14 protein-coding genes are annotated in these 16,495 nt (G+C 67.2%); 9 read left to right on the top strand and 5 right to left on the bottom strand.

The window, feature by feature from the left end:
* Window positions 1–25: 25 nt before the first annotated feature.
* On the bottom strand, window positions 26–1,528 hold the full coding sequence (locus ACFQZZ_RS03665) for an amidase (protein ID WP_378674078.1): 1,503 nt from the start codon (window positions 1,526–1,528) through the stop codon (window positions 26–28).
* Between the two features lie 542 nt (window positions 1,529–2,070).
* On the opposite strand from ACFQZZ_RS03665, the gene ACFQZZ_RS03660 reads away from it, so the two are divergent.
* The gene (locus tag ACFQZZ_RS03660) at window positions 2,071–3,855 is read left to right on the top strand and encodes a glycosyltransferase family 87 protein (RefSeq protein ID WP_378673823.1); all 1,785 of its coding nucleotides are present in this window, start codon (window positions 2,071–2,073) and stop codon (window positions 3,853–3,855) included.
* Between the two features lie 27 nt (window positions 3,856–3,882).
* On the opposite strand, the gene ACFQZZ_RS03655 is transcribed toward ACFQZZ_RS03660, so the two are convergent.
* Window positions 3,883–5,493: a TerD family protein gene (locus tag ACFQZZ_RS03655; protein WP_378673820.1), complete on the bottom strand. Its 1,611-nt coding sequence runs from the start codon at window positions 5,491–5,493 to the stop codon at window positions 3,883–3,885.
* Window positions 5,494–5,524: 31 nt separating this feature from the next.
* A complete protein-coding gene (locus ACFQZZ_RS03650) occupies window positions 5,525–6,835 on the bottom strand; it encodes a TerD family protein (RefSeq protein WP_378673818.1) in 1,311 nt (436 codons plus the stop codon).
* Between the two features lie 186 nt (window positions 6,836–7,021).
* Here ACFQZZ_RS03650 and ACFQZZ_RS03645 point away from each other — a divergent pair, with 186 nt between their 5' ends.
* Genes ACFQZZ_RS03645 through ACFQZZ_RS03635 form a run of 3 tightly spaced genes read left to right on the top strand, consistent with a single transcriptional unit; the run spans window position 7,022 to window position 9,123 of the window.
* Window positions 7,022–7,645, top strand: coding sequence for an AIM24 family protein (locus ACFQZZ_RS03645; protein ID WP_378673815.1), 624 nt, complete (start codon window positions 7,022–7,024; stop codon window positions 7,643–7,645).
* A gap of 8 nt (window positions 7,646–7,653) precedes the next feature.
* A complete protein-coding gene (locus ACFQZZ_RS03640; RefSeq protein WP_378673812.1) occupies window positions 7,654–8,352 on the top strand; it encodes an AIM24 family protein in 699 nt (232 codons plus the stop codon).
* A gap of 3 nt (window positions 8,353–8,355) precedes the next feature.
* On the top strand, window positions 8,356–9,123 hold the full coding sequence (locus ACFQZZ_RS03635) for an AIM24 family protein (RefSeq protein ID WP_378673809.1): 768 nt from the start codon (window positions 8,356–8,358) through the stop codon (window positions 9,121–9,123).
* A 2-nt stretch (window positions 9,124–9,125) separates the two neighbouring features.
* Here the strand turns inward: ACFQZZ_RS03635 and ACFQZZ_RS03630 are convergent, their stop codons facing one another.
* A complete protein-coding gene (locus ACFQZZ_RS03630; protein ID WP_378673806.1) occupies window positions 9,126–9,824 on the bottom strand; it encodes an HAD family hydrolase in 699 nt (232 codons plus the stop codon).
* A gap of 72 nt (window positions 9,825–9,896) precedes the next feature.
* Between ACFQZZ_RS03630 and ACFQZZ_RS03625 the strand changes: the two genes are divergently transcribed.
* On the top strand, window positions 9,897–10,328 hold the full coding sequence (locus tag ACFQZZ_RS03625) for a MerR family transcriptional regulator (RefSeq protein WP_378673804.1): 432 nt from the start codon (window positions 9,897–9,899) through the stop codon (window positions 10,326–10,328).
* A gap of 49 nt (window positions 10,329–10,377) precedes the next feature.
* On the opposite strand, the gene ACFQZZ_RS03620 is transcribed toward ACFQZZ_RS03625, so the two are convergent.
* Window positions 10,378–11,124 (bottom strand): IclR family transcriptional regulator, encoded by a 747-nt coding sequence (locus ACFQZZ_RS03620; protein ID WP_378673802.1) that lies wholly within the window; start codon window positions 11,122–11,124, stop codon window positions 10,378–10,380.
* A gap of 225 nt (window positions 11,125–11,349) precedes the next feature.
* Between ACFQZZ_RS03620 and ACFQZZ_RS03615 the strand changes: the two genes are divergently transcribed.
* The 4 genes from ACFQZZ_RS03615 to ptsP are packed head-to-tail and all read left to right on the top strand — an operon-like array spanning window position 11,350 to window position 16,374.
* Entirely contained in the window at window positions 11,350–12,099 is a 750-nt protein-coding gene (locus ACFQZZ_RS03615) for an MIP/aquaporin family protein (protein WP_378673799.1), read from the top strand.
* An 11-nt stretch (window positions 12,100–12,110) separates the two neighbouring features.
* Window positions 12,111–13,112, top strand: coding sequence for a dihydroxyacetone kinase subunit DhaK (dhaK, locus tag ACFQZZ_RS03610; RefSeq protein WP_378673797.1), 1,002 nt, complete (start codon window positions 12,111–12,113; stop codon window positions 13,110–13,112).
* Window positions 13,113–13,114: 2 nt separating this feature from the next.
* On the top strand, window positions 13,115–13,729 hold the full coding sequence (gene dhaL / locus ACFQZZ_RS03605; protein WP_378673794.1) for a dihydroxyacetone kinase subunit DhaL: 615 nt from the start codon (window positions 13,115–13,117) through the stop codon (window positions 13,727–13,729).
* The gene (ptsP, locus tag ACFQZZ_RS03600) at window positions 13,726–16,374 is read left to right on the top strand and encodes a phosphoenolpyruvate--protein phosphotransferase (RefSeq protein WP_378673791.1); all 2,649 of its coding nucleotides are present in this window, start codon (window positions 13,726–13,728) and stop codon (window positions 16,372–16,374) included. Before dhaL ends, ptsP begins: the two co-directional genes overlap by 4 nt.
* Window positions 16,375–16,495: the final 121 nt, after the last annotated feature.

The raw sequence follows: 16,495 nt of genomic DNA, 5'->3' as shown, positions 1-16,495 counted from the left end.
CGGAAGCGGTGGAGCCGTCGGATCGTTAAATCTCCGCGGTGCTCGTCGTCGGAACGAAGCTGAACGAAGGTGCCGCAGCGGCCGTGTTCGTCGGGTCGGGGCCCGGCCCCGGGGCCTGCAGAAGCGTCTCGGGCAATGCGCGTGGATTGGGCTGTAGCGGCGGCATGTCGCGCCAGGACGGGTCGGCTGCCTGAAGTTCGAGTCCGATCGAGATCAGTTCGGCTTCCGCCCACGGGCGTCCGCCCAGCTGGACACCGAAAGGGACACCAGTCACGGTGGAGCGTCCGGCTGGTAGCGAAATCACCGGGGCACCGGTGTAATTCGCCCACACGACGGGGGCGACATTCAGTCCGAGAATCGACGCGGCCGAGGCGTCGGTGCGCTTCTGACTATCGGTGATCGCACCGGGCAGAACCAGCGCGTCCAATCGGTTCTCTTCCAGCATCCGGTTGTAGTCGCGCTGATACTTCGCGCGAGCGCGTGCGAGCTGCCAGTAGTCCACGGCAGGGGAGGCCAGTGCAGCAAGACCCATCCCGACAACCGCAGCGCTGGGCGGTTCGTACACCGGGAGGCGATCAGCCCACTGTTGGTGATACAAACCGACTTCCACGGCATCCCCAGTGAGCAACCCGCTCGGCTCGGTGGGCATCGTGACGTCCTGTGTCTCGCCCCCCAACCTCGAGATCAGGTCGAGAAAGCGCGCGAACAACGTCCCGAGCGCGTCGGGCAGCGCGTCGGCAATCTCCCTCGGCACCCCGAATCTCTTGCCTGCCAGCGGTTTGTCACCACCCACTGCGGCAATCGGAAACCCACCGTCCGGTACCGGCGGCGCGACACCGGTAACGGGGTCGAATGGGTCGGCCCCTGACATGTAGGACAGCAGCAGCGACGCGTCGGCGATACTGCGCCCGAGCGGTCCCGGATGGTCCCTGGTCCATATCACCGGGATGATGCCGTATTTGCTGCACCGCCCGAAGGTCGGCTTGATCGCGCTGATGCCACAGCGCGAGGCCGGGATTCGGATCGAACCGCCCGTGTCGGTCCCGATCGACAATGGGGCGAACCTGGCGGCCAGTACCGCAGCGCTGCCGCCCGATGATCCCCCGACGGTCTCGTCGATGTTCCACGGATTCCCGACCTGAACGGTGTTGGTCATGATCGCGAACTCGTCGTGGTGCACATGCCCCATCAGGACCGCGCCGTTGTCGCGCAGTCGACGCCAGACCGTCGAGTCACCTGCGGCTATGTTGCCGTCGAGGATGCGACTCGACGCGGTGAGCGGAAGCCCAGCGACGGCATACAGGTCCTTCACCGCGATGGGGAGACCACAAATAAGCGGTGCGCCCCCGGCCGAGAGCCGATCCGCCGCACGCTTCGCCTGCTCGTGCGCGAGCTCGGGATATGTCCGGATCCACGCCGTGGTCGCGCCGTCGAACGCCGAGCTTCGCCGCATGCAGGCGTCGAGTAGCTCGGCGGGATGCAGCTTTCGCGCCTGCAGCAGACTGGCCGCTTCCACCGCGGAGAGCATCGCGGGATCCGTCGCCGCGATGCCGGCGGCGTCGGGGAGTTGTGGAGCGCGCCGCGCGATCGGCGGCACTGCCGAAACCGCGGCGTTGGCCAGCCCGGTCGCGGCAACTCCTGCTCCGACTCCCGCGGAACGCACGAACGACCGGCGCGACAAACGCAATTGCTTCCCCTTCAAACCTCTGTCTCCGTGACCCACTGATAGCCACGGCGCATACGTGAGCGAGATCAGCCCCATGAAATCCGGACTCTGCCCGATAATCGCAACACTGACAGTTTTCGCATAAACACAAAGTCGGCAACTCGAACGGCCGATCTACATTGATTTCGCTACAAGATCTCGTAAGATTTACAGCTCGATACGAGTTGTATTCAGAAACGCACCCCACACACTGCAAACCATTCTGATCCTGAGCATCTGTTTCACCTCGAGCGACCGGCTTCCTCCTCAGACCGCCGACCGGTCAACGGGATACTAACATCCATGGACCTGCCGCAAGAGCGTTGTTTCCCAGCCATGGCTAGCCGCGACGGATGCGATCCGCAATGCGCGAAAAGGACCCGCTCGATCCGGACCGCGAGGTACGGCCGGTAGCCTCGGATGCCGTGACCGATCAGCAACTGATGGACGAGGCGACGATAGGGAGCGCGCCGAAGTTCAGTGGGGGGCAGTCCGGCGGGACGCACTACACGGCCCCGGCACCGCTCGCGCCGGATCTGCGGTCTGCCGACGGACGAGATCGGCCGAGCCGCAACGATTCCCTCACAGCGCAGCTGTGCACCGTCATCGGCGGCCCGGTCGGTGATCACGCATTGATCGGCCGGGTCCGGTTCTGGACCCCGATGCGGGTGCTGCTCGCCCTCGCGCTGGTGTTCCTCGCCCTCGGCTGGACAGCCAAGGCGCCCTGCATCCAGCAGACCACCGCCTCGGATGGCTCGCTCACCCTCGACTGGAACAACGGCCGCCAATACACAGCCATGTGCTACTCGGACACGGTGCCGCTGTATGGCGCGGAGCGCCTGAACGAAGGCGCGTTCCCGTACAAGAAGTCCTGGACCGAGCAGACTCCCGATGGCGGCACCGAGACAAGGTACATGGAGTATCCGGTGCTGTCGGGCCTGTACCAGTACATCTCCATGGAGATCGCCAAGACTTGGGACGCGCTGCCATTGCCCGGCGCGCTGCAGGTGGTCATCTATTTCAATGTCGTCGCATTCGGCCTTGCCATGGCGTGGCTGGTCACCATCTGGGCATCGGCCAGGCTGGCCGGACGTCGGATCTGGGACGCGGCGATGATCGCCTGCTCGCCCTTGGTGATCGTGCACGCGTTCACCAATTTCGATGCTTTGGCAACGGCATTCGCGGCGACCGGCCTGCTCGCCTGGGCACGCAGGCGACCGCTGCTCGCCGGTGTGCTGCTCGGTCTCGGCGGCGCGGCCAAGCTGTACCCTTTGCTGCTGCTCGGCCCGATCGTGGTGCTGTGCATGCGCGCCGACCCGCTGCACCGGGTGCCGAGTGCCCAGCTCGGGCTCCGAGCTCGCGATATCGACAGCCCGCGCGACGCGCTGGCCTGGGTGCGTGACCGCATGCAACTACTCAGCTCACGACCGCTCGGGGCGGCCGCCGTCACCGTCGCGGCCGCGGCGGGGACCTGGCTGGCGGTGAATCTGCCGATCGCCCTGCTGTATCCGAGCGGATGGCGCGAATTCTTCCGGCTCAACACCACCCGGCACGCCGATCCGGACTCCATCTACAACGTGATCACCTCGTTCACCGGTTGGCTCGGCTTCGACGGGGATCTCGCCCACAATCAGCAGCCGACCATCCTCAACGTGGTGTCGCTGCTGGTGTTCGTCGCCGCGTGCCTCGTGATCGGCTACATCGCGCTCACCGCGCCGCGACGGCCCCGGCTCGCGCCGCTGTGCTTCCTGGTGGTGGCCGCGTTCCTGCTGACGAACAAGGTGTGGAGCCCGCAGTATTCGCTGTGGCTGGTTCCGCTGGCCGCGCTTGCGCTGCCGCACCGGCGGATCCTGTTGGCGTGGATGACCGTCGACGCCCTGGTGTGGGTGCCGCGAATGTTCTACTACCTGGGCCTGGACCGCAAGGGCCTACCCGAGCAGTGGTTCACCGGAACCGTTCTACTGCGCGATCTGGCGGTGCTCGCCCTGTGTGTCTTGATCATTCGGCAGATCTACCGGCCCGACGAGGACCTGGTGCGCCGCGACTTCATCGACGACCCGGCCGGCGGCATCGTCGATCGAACCCCGGACCCACTGCTGCCGTGGCTGCCCGAATCGCTGCGCCCGCGGGTTGCGGTGGTCCGCACCTGAACATGCCGGATGCGGACCGCCGAGGCGTCAGTGGTTCACGCGTAGGTAGCGCGCTTGGCGCTCCGGCTCCCGCGGCAACAGATCCAGCTCCAGCTGCCATGGGCTTCCGGTCCACGGATCGAACAGCGGGGTGCCGTCGATCGTCGGCAGATGCCTGCAGGCTTGTGACAGCGTCGCCACGACGGGATCGCCGGAATCGGATTCGTCGCTGCCGACGATCATGGTCGACAGCCCGATCAGATCTCCGCGGACCATCAGCGACCCGATACGTTGCGCGTCGGAGGCCTGATAGCCGTGCGGGAAGTCCGCGGCGAGCAGCACTCGATGTTCGACCGGAGGCGTGAAAACCCCGCCTTCATAGGCCAGTTCGGCCAATTCCGCGGCATCGACGAGGGCTTGCAGCCGAGCCGAGATATCGGTGTGGTCGGTGACCGGTGGTCCGTTCAGCACCGGCGTCAACGGGCCGACGAGCCCACGGAACGCCCCGGTCAGATCGATCATGTCGACGCGCACGCGCCGATCGGGATCGGCCGCGAGCAGTCGCGCGAGCAGTGCGCCGACGATCGGGGCTGCCGCACTACTGGATTCGGTATCTATCCACAGCGGTCGGTGCAAAGGCACCGGCACGCAGTACGGCACCCGCAGCGGTCCCCTCTCGATCGCATGCAGTTCGCCGAGTCGGATGCCATTGCTCGCCGCGGGGGGACCCTCCCACGCGGGCGACTCCCAGGATGCCAGCGACGGCGGCAGCAGCCGGTCCGCGTCGGCGAGTTCTCGGATGAGATGTTCGCTGTCGCGGTGGTGGTTGCCCTCGGCGATGGCGATCAGCTCGTCGCTGCGCCGGTGCGCGGCCTGCCGCGCGGCCTCGGCGGCAGGGGTGTTTCTCGTGGTGGGATCAGATACCGCGGCGGATAATTCGTGATCGAGCCGCTGGGCGGCGTAGTCACGGGCCGAGATGAGCGCGGCGGCCGAGCGCGCGGCATCCTCGAAGATCATCCACAGCCGGTCGAGCCCGTGCGCGACCTCCACCTGCACAGGTTCGCCCGCACGGAGATCCTGGGCCCGTGGCCCGGAGATGGTGTCCTGGCCATCGGGCCGTGCGGCGGCCGACCCGGCACCGGCCTGTGGCGTGGCCGAAGCGGCATTCTCCTGCGCGCCATCGACCTCGACCCCGTGCGCGGTCAGCAGCTGCGCGAGTCCACCCGCGTAGCCCTGGCCGACCGCGCGTAGCTTCCAGCCGGTGCCGCGGCGATAAACCTCCAGGCAGATGAGCGCCGTCTCCCCCGCCAACGGTGTGATCGCGAATTCCGCCGCGACCACATCGTTTTCGAAGAGCTCGGCGGTCACCGGCCCCAGACCGGCCGACGGTGCCGGTGCGACCGAATCGGCACTGACCACCAGCAGCACCGCAGTGGCGTCGGCGCGGACCTCGGCAAGCCGGATCGCCACCGCGCCGTCGGACAGCGTGACGCCCTGCGCCCGAGGCCGGTTGTAGGACACGAAGTCCTCGGCCGCGAGCACACGCAGGTTCTCCGCCACCACCAACGCGGAAATATCCAGCGCGACATCCGCTTTCGCGCTGAATCGAACGACATCACCGGTCAGTGGCGTGTTTTGACCGGCCTTGAGCTGAATCACGTTGTCTGCCCCCGCTGTCTGCGCTGCTCTGTCACACGCCCGTGAGGAACCGGCCGAGCTGCGGAACCGCCTCACCCGGATGCTTGGCCTGGAAGCCCTCACCGAGGGCCTGCATCTTCCAGTCGCTGCCGACGCGGTACACCTTGGCCATCGCCATCGCGGTGAACCGCATGCCGCCCGCCATGGTGTACCTGGCCAATTCGGCATTGTTGGCGCCGTCGACCAAGCGGCAGAACGCATTCTGGACCTGCTCGAACGTGTGCCCCTTGTACGAGGTCACCATGAACAGCAGCGTGCTGACGTGGGCCGGGATACGGGTCAGGTCGACCAGGATCATCTCGTCGTCGCCCTCGCCCTCACCGGTGAGGTTGTCGCCCTGGTGCCGGACCGAACCGTCCTTGGAGGTCAGCTGCCCGTAGTAGGCGACATCGACGAGGTTCGCGTCGGCGAACATCGCGACCGAAGCGTCGAGGTCGACGTCGACGGTCCGGCTGCCGAACATGCCGCGGGTCTGCACGGGATCCCAGCCGAGACCCATCTTGACGAAGGTCAGCGCGGCGCCGCCCTCCTTGCGCAGGGTGACCCGCTGCCCCTTCTGCAGGCTGACCGGACGGTCCTTGCTCAGGCTGATTTCGGCGGGTGGCTGCTGTGGCACGGCTTGCTGGGTGGGCGGCGGCGGGTAACCCTGTCCCGGACCGGGCGGTGGCGGGTAACCGGGTCCCGGCGGGGCCGCCTGGGTCGGCGCGTACTGCGGCGCAGGCTGAGCCGGGTAGGCAGGTGTGGTCGGCGGCGGCGGGGGCGGCACGGGCGCGGCGGCCTGTGGCGCGGCGGCGGGCGCCTCGTCGACGGTCACACCGTGGTCGGTGACCAGCGCCGCGAAGCCACCCGCGTACCCCTGTCCGACGGCGCGGACCTTCCAGGAACCCTGCCGCCGGTACAGTTCGAGGGCGATCACGATCGACTCGCTCTGCAGGCCATCGACCTGGTACTCGTACAACCGATTACCGGCCGAATCCGACACCACCGCGGTCGGCGCGGGAAACCGGCCGAAGCTGCTCGACGCGTCGTCGAGGGTGATCACCGCGCGGATCTGATCGATATCGGCGGGTACCGCATTCAGCGACACCGCCAGCGACGCGGGCTGCCCGGAGGGCGCGGGCTGCAGGTTCACGCCCGGCCCGTTCGGCTGGTTGAAGAAGACGAAGTCCGCGTCGGAACGGACCTTGCCTCGTTCGGTGACCAGCAGCGCGGACAGATCCGCTGGTGCCGTCAGCTGGATGGAGATCACCACGTCGTTGGTGGCCAGTGGACCGTTCTGGCCCTTGGCAAGTGTTGCGGACAAGGTCGACCCTTCGCTTGTCGGTGCGTACGGTGCCACTCTACGAGAAACGAGCCGAACGGACGCCGCCATGACACCGACTACGCAATGACGGACTGTGTCCGCCTGTGTCCGTTAAGGTGACCGCAGGCAGATGGAATATGGCGGATATCCCCATGTTCCCGATCGAGACAGCAGGCAAACTCTCCTATGGCGCAACTGTTCGAGCAGTCGAAAAAGGTGATCGAGGCCCACCTCGCCGGAACAAGTATCCGTGCGATCTCCGGCTCGATGATCGCTTACGAAGGAAATGTGCAGTTCAAGTCGGCCGGTTTCGGCGGCGGTGACGGCGTGATCGCGGGGCTCAAGCGGCGCGCCACCGGCGAGAAGCTGTCGCTGATGGAATGCAATGGGAACGGCCGGGTCTTCTTCGCGGTGAACGGCCAGCACGTCACCGTGGTGAACCTGAACAACGAGACGCTGCAGGTCGAATCGCAGCAGCTGCTCGCCTTTGCCGGGAACCTGCGCACCGACGTTCGTTTCGCCGGGGTGCGCGGCGCCTCCACCGGAGCGGGGCTGTTCACCACCACGGTGTCGGGGCAGGGTCAGGTCGCGCTGCTTTCGGCGGGCGGGCCGCTGATCCACCTCGAGGTGTCACCGCAGTACCCGCTGGTCGTCGACCCCGATGCGTTCGTCGCGGCGCGCGGAAATGTCAACCACTCGTTCGTGACCGACGTGTCGTGGCGCAGCTTCGTCGGCCAGGATGCGGGCGAGGCATTTTCGCTGCGCTGGGACGGTCAGGGCGTTGTGTTGATCCAGCCGGCGGAACGGTAGGGACGGCGATGTTCGAAAAGGTCAACGGCAAGGTCGTCAAGGTCAACGTCGGCATGGCGGGCGGCGTGGTCGCCCGCAACGGCGCGATGCTGTTCTACACCGGCGATGTTTCCTTTGCGCCGCACCAGATTCCGGGCGGCCAGGGCATGGGCGGTGGCGGCGGTCTGATGCGGATGGCCGGTCGCATGATGGCAGGCGAGCACGAGCGCACCATGCTGGCGCAGGGCACCGGCGAGGTGCACTACGGATTCGCCGGGCTCGAGGTGCACGTGGTTCAGATGCAGCAGGGGGCAATGCTGCGCGTCGAGGCCTCGCGACTGCTGGCCAACACCGCCGGACTGCAGAGTTCGATTGTCTCGGTGATGAGTTCGGGTGGCGGCGGTGGCGGCGGCGGTCTGATGGGTGCGCTGCGTGGCGCCGCGGGCGGTGCGCTGACCGGGCAGGGCATGTTCACCACCCAGCTGTCGGGGCAGGGTTCGGCGGCGCTGCTCGCACACGGCGGATTCCTGGAACTGCCAGTGGGCGGGCCGAATCCGATCGTGGTCGACCCGCAGGCCTTCGTCGCTACCTATGGCAATGTGCAGACCGAGCTGAAGACGGCGATGAGCTGGCGCGACGCGGTGGGCCGCGGCGCCGGTGAGGCGATGCAATTGCATTGCGTCGGACAGGGTGTCGTCTATGTGCAGGCCTCCGAAGAGAAGTTGTGAGCCATGTCCCAGATTTTTAATCCGATGAATCTCGGTGAGAGCGACAACATTCCGGGAAACAGCTACGCCTACTGCATCGATCTGACCAAGCCGTGGTTCATGCGCAAGGGTGCGATGATCGCCTATTACGGCGATATGCGCTTCCAGATGCTCACCCACGGTCTGCAAGGCGGGCTGCTGAATATGGTGTCCCAGCAGTTCTCCGCGCCGCTGTTCACCGGCGACTATGTGGTCGCCGAGGGGCACGGCAAGCTGATCATCGGCGACCGTGGCTACGACATAAATTCCTATGACCTCGAGGACAACGGCAACCTCACCATCCGCGCGTCGAACCTGCTCGCCTTCGAGCCGGGTCTGTCACTGAACCAGTCCATCGTCCCCGGCTTCCTCACCCTCATCGGCACCGGCAAATTCCTCGCCTCGTCCAACGGCCCGGTCATGTTCGCCGAGCCGCCGCTGCGGGTCGATCCGGAATCTCTTGTCGGCTGGGCGGATTGCCCCTCCCCCAGCCATCACTACGACCAGCGCTGGGTGTCGAACTTTCTGGCGGCGGGCGCGGCCCGGTTCGGTGTCAACTCCGGTGAGGAACGACAGTTCGACTTCACCGGCGCCGGAACGGTTTTGATCCAATCCAGTGAAAAGGTGCTCAGTGATTCCATGCTGGTGCGCACCATCGAGGGACAGCTGCAGAGCGGCATGACCGTTGGTGGCCTGCAACGCCTGCAGGGCGTCATCGCCCAGCAGTTGGGTGGTCAGCAGCAGTACGGCTGAGGCTAACCACGCAGCAGCGCCGGGAGCTCGGTCAAGCTCGTGACGCACTGGGCTGCGGTGGCGACACCGGTATCGCCTCGATCGAGCCAAACCCCCTGCAGCCCGGCGGCGATCGCTGCCTCCGCGTCCGTCCGCAGGCGGTCGCCGAGGTAGACGACCCGCGATGGCGGCAGCCGTAACGCATCGCATGCGGCCAGGAAGATCGCCGGATGCGGCTTCGCGATGCCTATCTCGCTGGAGATCGTCACGTTCGCCAGCAGGCCACCGAGACCGACCTTCGTGAGCTTGCGGCGCTGCTGTTCCGAATCGCCATTGGTGATGACGCCCAGTCTCAACTGCCCGTGCTCGGCGGCGAGCGCCGCCAGGGTGGGCGCCACATCGGGATAGGTCCGCCATGCCGCCTCGTACTGCACCAGGTATTCGGAGAACCACGCGTCCGCCCGGTCGTCGGACCAGACGCCCTGGCCGAACTCGTCGGCGAGATGCGTGATCCGCAGGCGTCGTTGCTCTGCGAAAGTCAGCTCACCCGCCAGGTAGTGATCCATCGCCCATGCTTCCAACTCCCGCCACCGGCGCGCGAGACCAGCGCGATCGGGGACAAAGGGGAAGCCAGCGTGCACCGCCGCCTCCGCGGCGGCGTCGTGGTCGACGAGCGTTCCGTCCACATCGAACAGGACGGCTTCGGCGCAAGAGATCGGCACAAAGACCCATTGTTGCAGTAACCTCCAACTTGAAGCGCGATTCAAGTCCGTGCCTCGAGCCGAGGAGAAGCCATGGCAGACGCCCTGCTGGATATCGCCGAGGTAGCCGAACGCGCCGGCCTCGCCCCATCGGCACTGCGCTTCTACGAGAAACGCGGTCTCGTAACGTCGGACGGCCGCAACGGATTGCGCCGCACCTACCGCCCCGCCGTCCTCGGCCGCCTCGCCCTCATCGCCTGCGCCCGCGGCGCGGGCTTCACCATCGCCGAGATCGGCCGCTTCGTGCGGGCCACACCCAGCGACACCGAGTTGCGCGCACGCATGGCGGACAAAGCGCGAGAACTCGACGAAGACATCGCCCGGCTCGTCCGCATGCGCGACAGCCTCCGCCACGCATCGACATGTACACACGAGCCTCTCGTCGAATGCCCAGACTTCAAGAGCACCTTCGAAACCTCTGAAGCCCAAGCCATTCGGATACCAGCGCCAATCGCCACTCGGTAGCCAGACGGGCGGGGTGTACAGCGGCGTGACCGCCCGTGCACGCGGTGCTTCAGCGATCTGGCGTAGCAGGCCATCGAGTGGAGCCGAGTTCGCGGGAGATGGTGCGTGCGGTGGTCCGTACCGCGTCGACGGTGGCGTCGGAGACGGGCCAATCCGGTGTCGGGATGACCGCGCCGACCGCGCCGACGACGGCGCCGGTGCGGTCGAAAATGGCTCCGGCCACACAGGATTCGCCGAGTACGGCCTCGTCGCATTCGTACGCGAGACCGGAGGACGCGACCGGACGCAGGTGTTCGCGGAAGTCTGCTGGCGAGGTGATGGTTTCACCGGTCATGCTACGCAACGTGGCAGCCTCTAGCGGTGCCAGGAATGCGAGCATGGCCTTACCCAAAGCGCTTGCGTGAGAGGGTATTTCGATTCCCACCTCGGGCATCTGCCGACTGCCGTCCGGTCGGGGTTCGTGATGGATGATGACCACGTCGTCCCCGAAGAGCACGCCGACCCGCACGGCAAGACCAGTGGTCCTTGCCAATTCGTGCGACCACGTGAGGGCTCTGGCCCGGAGGTCGAGGGTGTCGAGGTAGACGTTGCCGAGCCGCAGCACGGCCGGACCGAGCTGATATCGCCCGCCGCCGTGTTCCTGGACGACGACACCGTGGGCGGCGAGGGTTCGGACGATGCCGTGCACCGTCGTCGCCGCGAGACCGAGCTCCGCCGCGAGTTCGGACAGGGTCATCCGCCGCGCACCCTGCAGCGCGAACAGAATGCGAACGGCCCGGTCGACCGACTGGATCACGCGACTTCCTTCCATGTCTTTTCGAGCGACCTGCGAGCAGTCGCAAGCGGCGCCTTTTCGAGCGACCTGCGAGCAGTCGCAAGCGGCGCCTTTTCGAGCGACCTGCAAGCAGTCGCAAGCGGCCATTTCTCCCATCGGCCCTTGTGACCTACGCAACATCCACGTACTCTACGAATCACATTCGACATTGTCGAATCTCGTTCGAAACAATCTCGGGAGTCTCCCATGGATGGACTGCGGACGCCGCAGAAACTTGCGGCGGAAGTGCTCGGCACGGCGTTCCTCGTCTTCATCGGCGTCGGATCGGTACCTGCCACGCTCATGGTGAACGGCGACGCACCGTTCACCATGGCCGACCTCGGCATGATCTCGCTGGCATTCGGCACGGTGGTTCTCGCCACCGTGTACGCCTTCGGGCACGTCTCAGGAAATCACATCAATCCGGCGGTAACCCTCGCGCTCGCCATGAACGGCCAATTCCCCTGGCGACAGGTCCCCGCCTACCTCGCCGCCCAGGTCGCAGGCGCGGTGCTGGGCGCATTCGCCATCATCGGCGTGCTCGGCGACCGCGCCAGCGAGGTCGGTCTCGGAGTCGCCGCGTACGGCCAGGGTGTCGGCGCGGGTCAGGCATTCATCGCCGAGTTCGTCGGCACTTTCATTCTCGTGCTGACCGTGCTGCTCGTCGTGCACCGGGCCGCGACGCCGGGCTTCGCCGGCGTCGCCATCGGACTCGTGGTGTTCGCGGCGATCATCCCCGTCGCACCGGCCACCGGCGCGTCCATCAACCCGGCACGGACGCTAGGGCCGATGCTCGTACAGCAGGTGTGGGGCGCGGACGTGGCCTGGCGTCAGGCTCCGGTGTATCTCGCCGCCGAACTCCTCGCGGGTGTCGCCGCCGCACTGACAGCCCGGGCTCTGACCCACATCAAGACCTCGGCCCGCGCGGATCACGGCGCGCTCGAAACCGCCGCATAACAGGAGAACCGATGAAGAAACTGATCAACGATCCGGCCGACGTCGTCCGGGAAGCGCTGTCGGGCATGGCCGCAGCCCATCCCGAACTGCGGGTCGATGTCGAGAACAAAGTCGTCTTTCGCGCCGACGCGCCGATCCCTGGCAAGGTGGCGCTGCTCTCCGGTGGCGGTTCGGGGCACGAACCGATGCACGGCGGTTTCGTCGGCATGGGCATGCTCGACGCCGCGTGTGCGGGGGAAGTCTTCACCTCCCCGGTCCCGGATCAGATCCTCGCCGCGACCACCGCCGTCGACTCCGGCGCGGGCGTGCTGCACATCGTCAAGAACTACACCGGCGACATCATGAATTTCGAGATGGCCGCCGAGCTCGCCGCCGCGGAAACCGGGGTCGAGGTCACCGCGGTCGTGGTGAACGACGATGTGGCCGTGCGGGACAGCCTCTTCACCGCAGGCCGCCGCGGTGTCGGCGCCACCGTCGTGTTGGAGAAGATCGCGGGCGCCGCCGCCGAACAGGGCAGGTCCCTTGCCGAGGTCGCCACGGTCGCCCGCACCGTGAACGCCAACTCGCGCAGCATGGGGATGGCGCTGACGTCCTGCACCGTCCCGGCTGCCGGTAAGCCGACGTTCGAGCTCGGCGAGACCGAGATGGAGATCGGCGTCGGCATCCACGGCGAACCCGGCCGACATCGCGCAACCCTGGCGCCCGCGCGGGAGATCGCCGCGATGCTGGTCGAACCCATTCTCACGGATCTGCCGTTCGACAAGGGCGACAAGGTGATCTGCTTCGTGAACGGCATGGGTGGCACGCCCCTGCTCGAGCTGTATCTGATGTACAACGAGGTGGCCCGCATCCTCGGCGGCCACGGCATCGGGATCGCTCGCTCCCTGGTCGGTCCGTACATCACGTCGCTGGAGATGGCGGGGTGCTCGGTGACGTTGACCAGGGTCGACGACGACCTACTGAATCTGTGGGATGCGCCGGTGCGCACGCCCGCCCTGCGCTGGGGAGTGTGACGATGATCGATCCGATCCACTGGGTGCGTTGCTTCGCCGAGCTGATCGACGAGCACACCGACGAACTCACCGAGCTCGACGCGGCCATCGGCGATGCCGATCATGGCAGCAATATGCAGCGGGGGACGGCGGCGGTCGTCGCCGCCTTTGCCGAGTCCGCGCCGACGACGCCGACCGAACAGCTGAAACAGGTCGGCATGACGCTGATTCGAACAATCGGCGGCGCAAGCGGTCCGCTCTACGGCACGTTCTTCCTGCGCTGCGCCGCAGCGGCGGGCGACACCGGGTTCGACGCGCCGAGTTTCGCCAAGGCCTTCCGTGCCGGGCTCGACGGGATCGTGGCCCGCGGCAAGGCGGAGTCGGGGGACAAGACGATGTTCGACGCGCTGGCCCCTGCCGCCGACGCGCTCGACGAGCATCTCGAGGCAGGGGACTCCCTCGCCGACGCGCTCGATGCCGCGGTCGTCGCGGCCGAGGCTGGACGCGACGCAACCATCCCGATGCTCGCGCGCAAGGGCCGCGCCTCCTATCTCGGCGAACGCAGTGTCGGACACCAAGATCCCGGTGCGACCAGCGCGACACTGCTGGTGCTTGCCGCGAGACAGGCGGTCCGATGATCGGCATCGTCGCCGTTTCGCACAGCCGTGCCCTTGCCACCGCCGCCGTCGCGCTGGCCACCGAGATGCTGCACAATCAGCCGATCCGCATCGAAGTGGCGGCCGGGCTCGATGAGCACACCCTCGGCACCGATGCGGTGGCCGTCGCGGACGCGATCGCGGACGCCGACTCCGGTGACGGCGCACTGATTTTGATGGACCTCGGCAGCGCCGTGCTCTCCGCCGAGCTCGCGGTGGATCTGCTCACCTCGCCGCATCGGGTCCGACTGTGCTCCGCACCGTTCGTGGAGGGTCTGATCGCCGCGGCGGTCGCGGCGGCCGGTGGTGCGAACCTGGAAGAAGCCGCGGACGAGGCGGAGAATGCGTTGGCGGGCAAGCAGACTCATCTCCACGGCCCGGAAATCTCACCACCTGACAATGCGAACACCGGACAGGTCGCGGGTGCGGCGGGAGCAGACGCGGGCGGGGCGGGACCCGCAGGAGCGGCTTCCGAAAGCGACCAGACAGCGGCTGCGGCCGCGCCGGGCACGAATGGCGTCGAGCAGACCGCAACCCGCACGTTCGTCGTCACGAATGAACATGGGCTGCACGCCCGTCCGGCGGCACGCCTCGTCGCCGAGGTCCGCGGCCTCCCGGCCGTTGTCCGTCTGCGAAACCTGACCACCGGTGCTGGACCAGCGTCGGGAAAGAGTTTGAGCCGCATCGCCGCGCTCGGCGCGCTGTCCGGGCATGAAATCGAGGTTTTGGCGACCGGACCGGGCGCGCGAGAGGCAATGGACCGCGTGCTCGCCCTCGCCGCACGCCGATTCGACGAGGCTCCCACGCTTGTGGACACTCGCTCAACCCCAAGCACTCGATCCGCGCCGAGCACCGGTTCAGCGCCGGACACCCGCTCAACGCCAAGCACTCGATCCGCGCCGGACACCCGCTCAACCCCAAGCACTGGTTCAGCACCAAGCACTGGCCAGGCCGCCGCACAGCACGCAGCCAGCCTTCCCACCGCAGCTGACCGCGGCACGGGCCCGTTGCCGGCATCCGCGGGTATCGGTATCGGCCCGCTTTGGCGGATCGGGCATACCGAACTCACCGTGTCCGCAATCCCTTCCGGCCCACCGGAAGTCGAGCAGAGCCTGCTCGACACCGCGATCGCGGTAGTGCGCGCCGACATCGAGCGCACCCATGCGCTCGCGGGAGCGGAGGCCGATATCTTCGAGGCGCATCTGCTGTTGCTCGATGACGACGAGCTGATCGGCGCGGTCCAACAGGGCCTGAGTGCCGGTCGCTCCGCACCGTCCGCGTGGGCAGCGGTGCTGGAGGCCGCTGCCGTCGAGCTCGATCATTTGACCGACGACTATCAGCGGGCTCGCGCCGCGGATCTGCGGGCAGTGCGCGACCAGGTCCTCGCCGCCCTGCTCGGCCACTCCACCGAAATGACCAGTCGTGCAGGTGTTCTCGTTGCCGCCGACCTGACACCCGCGCAAGCGGCCGGACTCGACCGCGACCTCGTCACGGGAATCGTGCTGGCACACGGCAGCCCGACATCGCACAGCACCATCCTTGCCCGCTCGCGCGGCATCCCGGCCGTAGTCGGTGCGGGCCCGCAGGTACTGACCGTCCCGGAGGGAACCGTTGTCGCGCTGGACGGCGGCAACGGCAGGCTCGCGGTGAACCCCGATGCGGCAACCCTCGCCGAATTCACCGGGATGGCGATCTGGCAACACGAACAACGCCGAGCCGCTGAGGCCGAAGCCGACAAACCGGCGATCACCCGCGACGGGGTGACCATCCACATCGCCGCGAATGTGGGCGGCGATACAGATGCGGCCGAAGCCGCGCGCAACGGCGCGGACCTGGCCGGACTGGTGCGCACCGAGTTCCTGTTCCTCGGCCGCGACGACGCACCCTCCATCGAGGAACAAGAGCAGGCGTACCGGTCAGTGGCCGAGGCATTCGGCGGACGCCGCATTGTGCTGCGCACCCTCGATGTCGGTGGGGACAAACCACTTCCGTACATCGATCAGCCGGCCGAGGCAAACCCCTTCCTCGGTGTCCGCGGCATCCGACTGGCCCTCGCCCGCCCCGCATTGCTGCGCGACCAACTGACCGCCATCTGCCGAGTCGCCGCCGACCATCCGGTGAGCGTGATGTTCCCGATGGTCACGCAACTGGAGGAACTGCTCGCGGCCCGCCGCATCCTCGACGAGGTCGCACCGCCGGGCATCACCCCGGAAGTGGGCATCATGGTGGAAGTACCTGCGGCTGCGGCGAAAACGGCGGTATTCGCCGACCATGTCGACTTCTTCAGCATCGGCACCAACGACCTCACCCAGTACGCACTGGCAGCCGAACGCGGCAACGAAGCCCTCAGCGCCCTCGCCGACCCCCTCGACCCCGGCGTACTCCGACTGATCGCCATGGTCTGCGAGGCGGCCGGGTCCGCACGAGTAGCGGTCTGCGGTGAAGCCGCCGCGGACCCCGTAGCAGCGGCCCTGCTCCTCGGACTCGGCGTGCACGAACTCAGCGTCGCCCCACCCGCTATCCCGCTCATCAAAGCCGCCGTCCGCGACCTGGACCTGACCGAATGCCGACGAGCGGCCGACCGGGCGCTGCGCTGCACATCGGCCGCAGAGGTACGCACCGGATAGTCCAGAACAGAGGCGCGCTTGCATCGCCTGGACTCGTCCAACGCATCCACAGCCAGTCGAGCAAGCTGGAAGCCATGGGCCCGCCTGCCCAGGCAGGCAGGCACACAGCTTCCAGCGTGCG

Source organism: Nocardia sp. GCM10030253, from assembly GCF_042675075.1.
Classification (GTDB): domain Bacteria; phylum Actinomycetota; class Actinomycetes; order Mycobacteriales; family Mycobacteriaceae; genus Nocardia.
Note: the sequence above shows the minus strand (reverse complement) of the source record. Positions and strands in the feature narration are given on the sequence as shown.

Coding starts and splice junctions, on each gene's coding strand:
- ACFQZZ_RS03665 (WP_378674078.1), bottom strand. CDS start 1,528: ATGCTCTCCGCGGTGGAAGCGGCCAGTCTGCTGCAGGCGCGAAAGCTG.
- ACFQZZ_RS03660 (WP_378673823.1), top strand. CDS start 2,071: ATGCGCGAAAAGGACCCGCTCGATCCGGACCGCGAGGTACGGCCGGTA.
- ACFQZZ_RS03645 (WP_378673815.1), top strand. CDS start 7,022: ATGGCGCAACTGTTCGAGCAGTCGAAAAAGGTGATCGAGGCCCACCTC.
- ACFQZZ_RS03640 (WP_378673812.1), top strand. CDS start 7,654: ATGTTCGAAAAGGTCAACGGCAAGGTCGTCAAGGTCAACGTCGGCATG.
- ACFQZZ_RS03635 (WP_378673809.1), top strand. CDS start 8,356: ATGTCCCAGATTTTTAATCCGATGAATCTCGGTGAGAGCGACAACATT.
- ACFQZZ_RS03625 (WP_378673804.1), top strand. CDS start 9,897: ATGGCAGACGCCCTGCTGGATATCGCCGAGGTAGCCGAACGCGCCGGC.
- ACFQZZ_RS03615 (WP_378673799.1), top strand. CDS start 11,350: ATGGATGGACTGCGGACGCCGCAGAAACTTGCGGCGGAAGTGCTCGGC.
- dhaK (WP_378673797.1), top strand. CDS start 12,111: ATGAAGAAACTGATCAACGATCCGGCCGACGTCGTCCGGGAAGCGCTG.
- dhaL (WP_378673794.1), top strand. CDS start 13,115: ATGATCGATCCGATCCACTGGGTGCGTTGCTTCGCCGAGCTGATCGAC.
- ptsP (WP_378673791.1), top strand. CDS start 13,726: ATGATCGGCATCGTCGCCGTTTCGCACAGCCGTGCCCTTGCCACCGCC.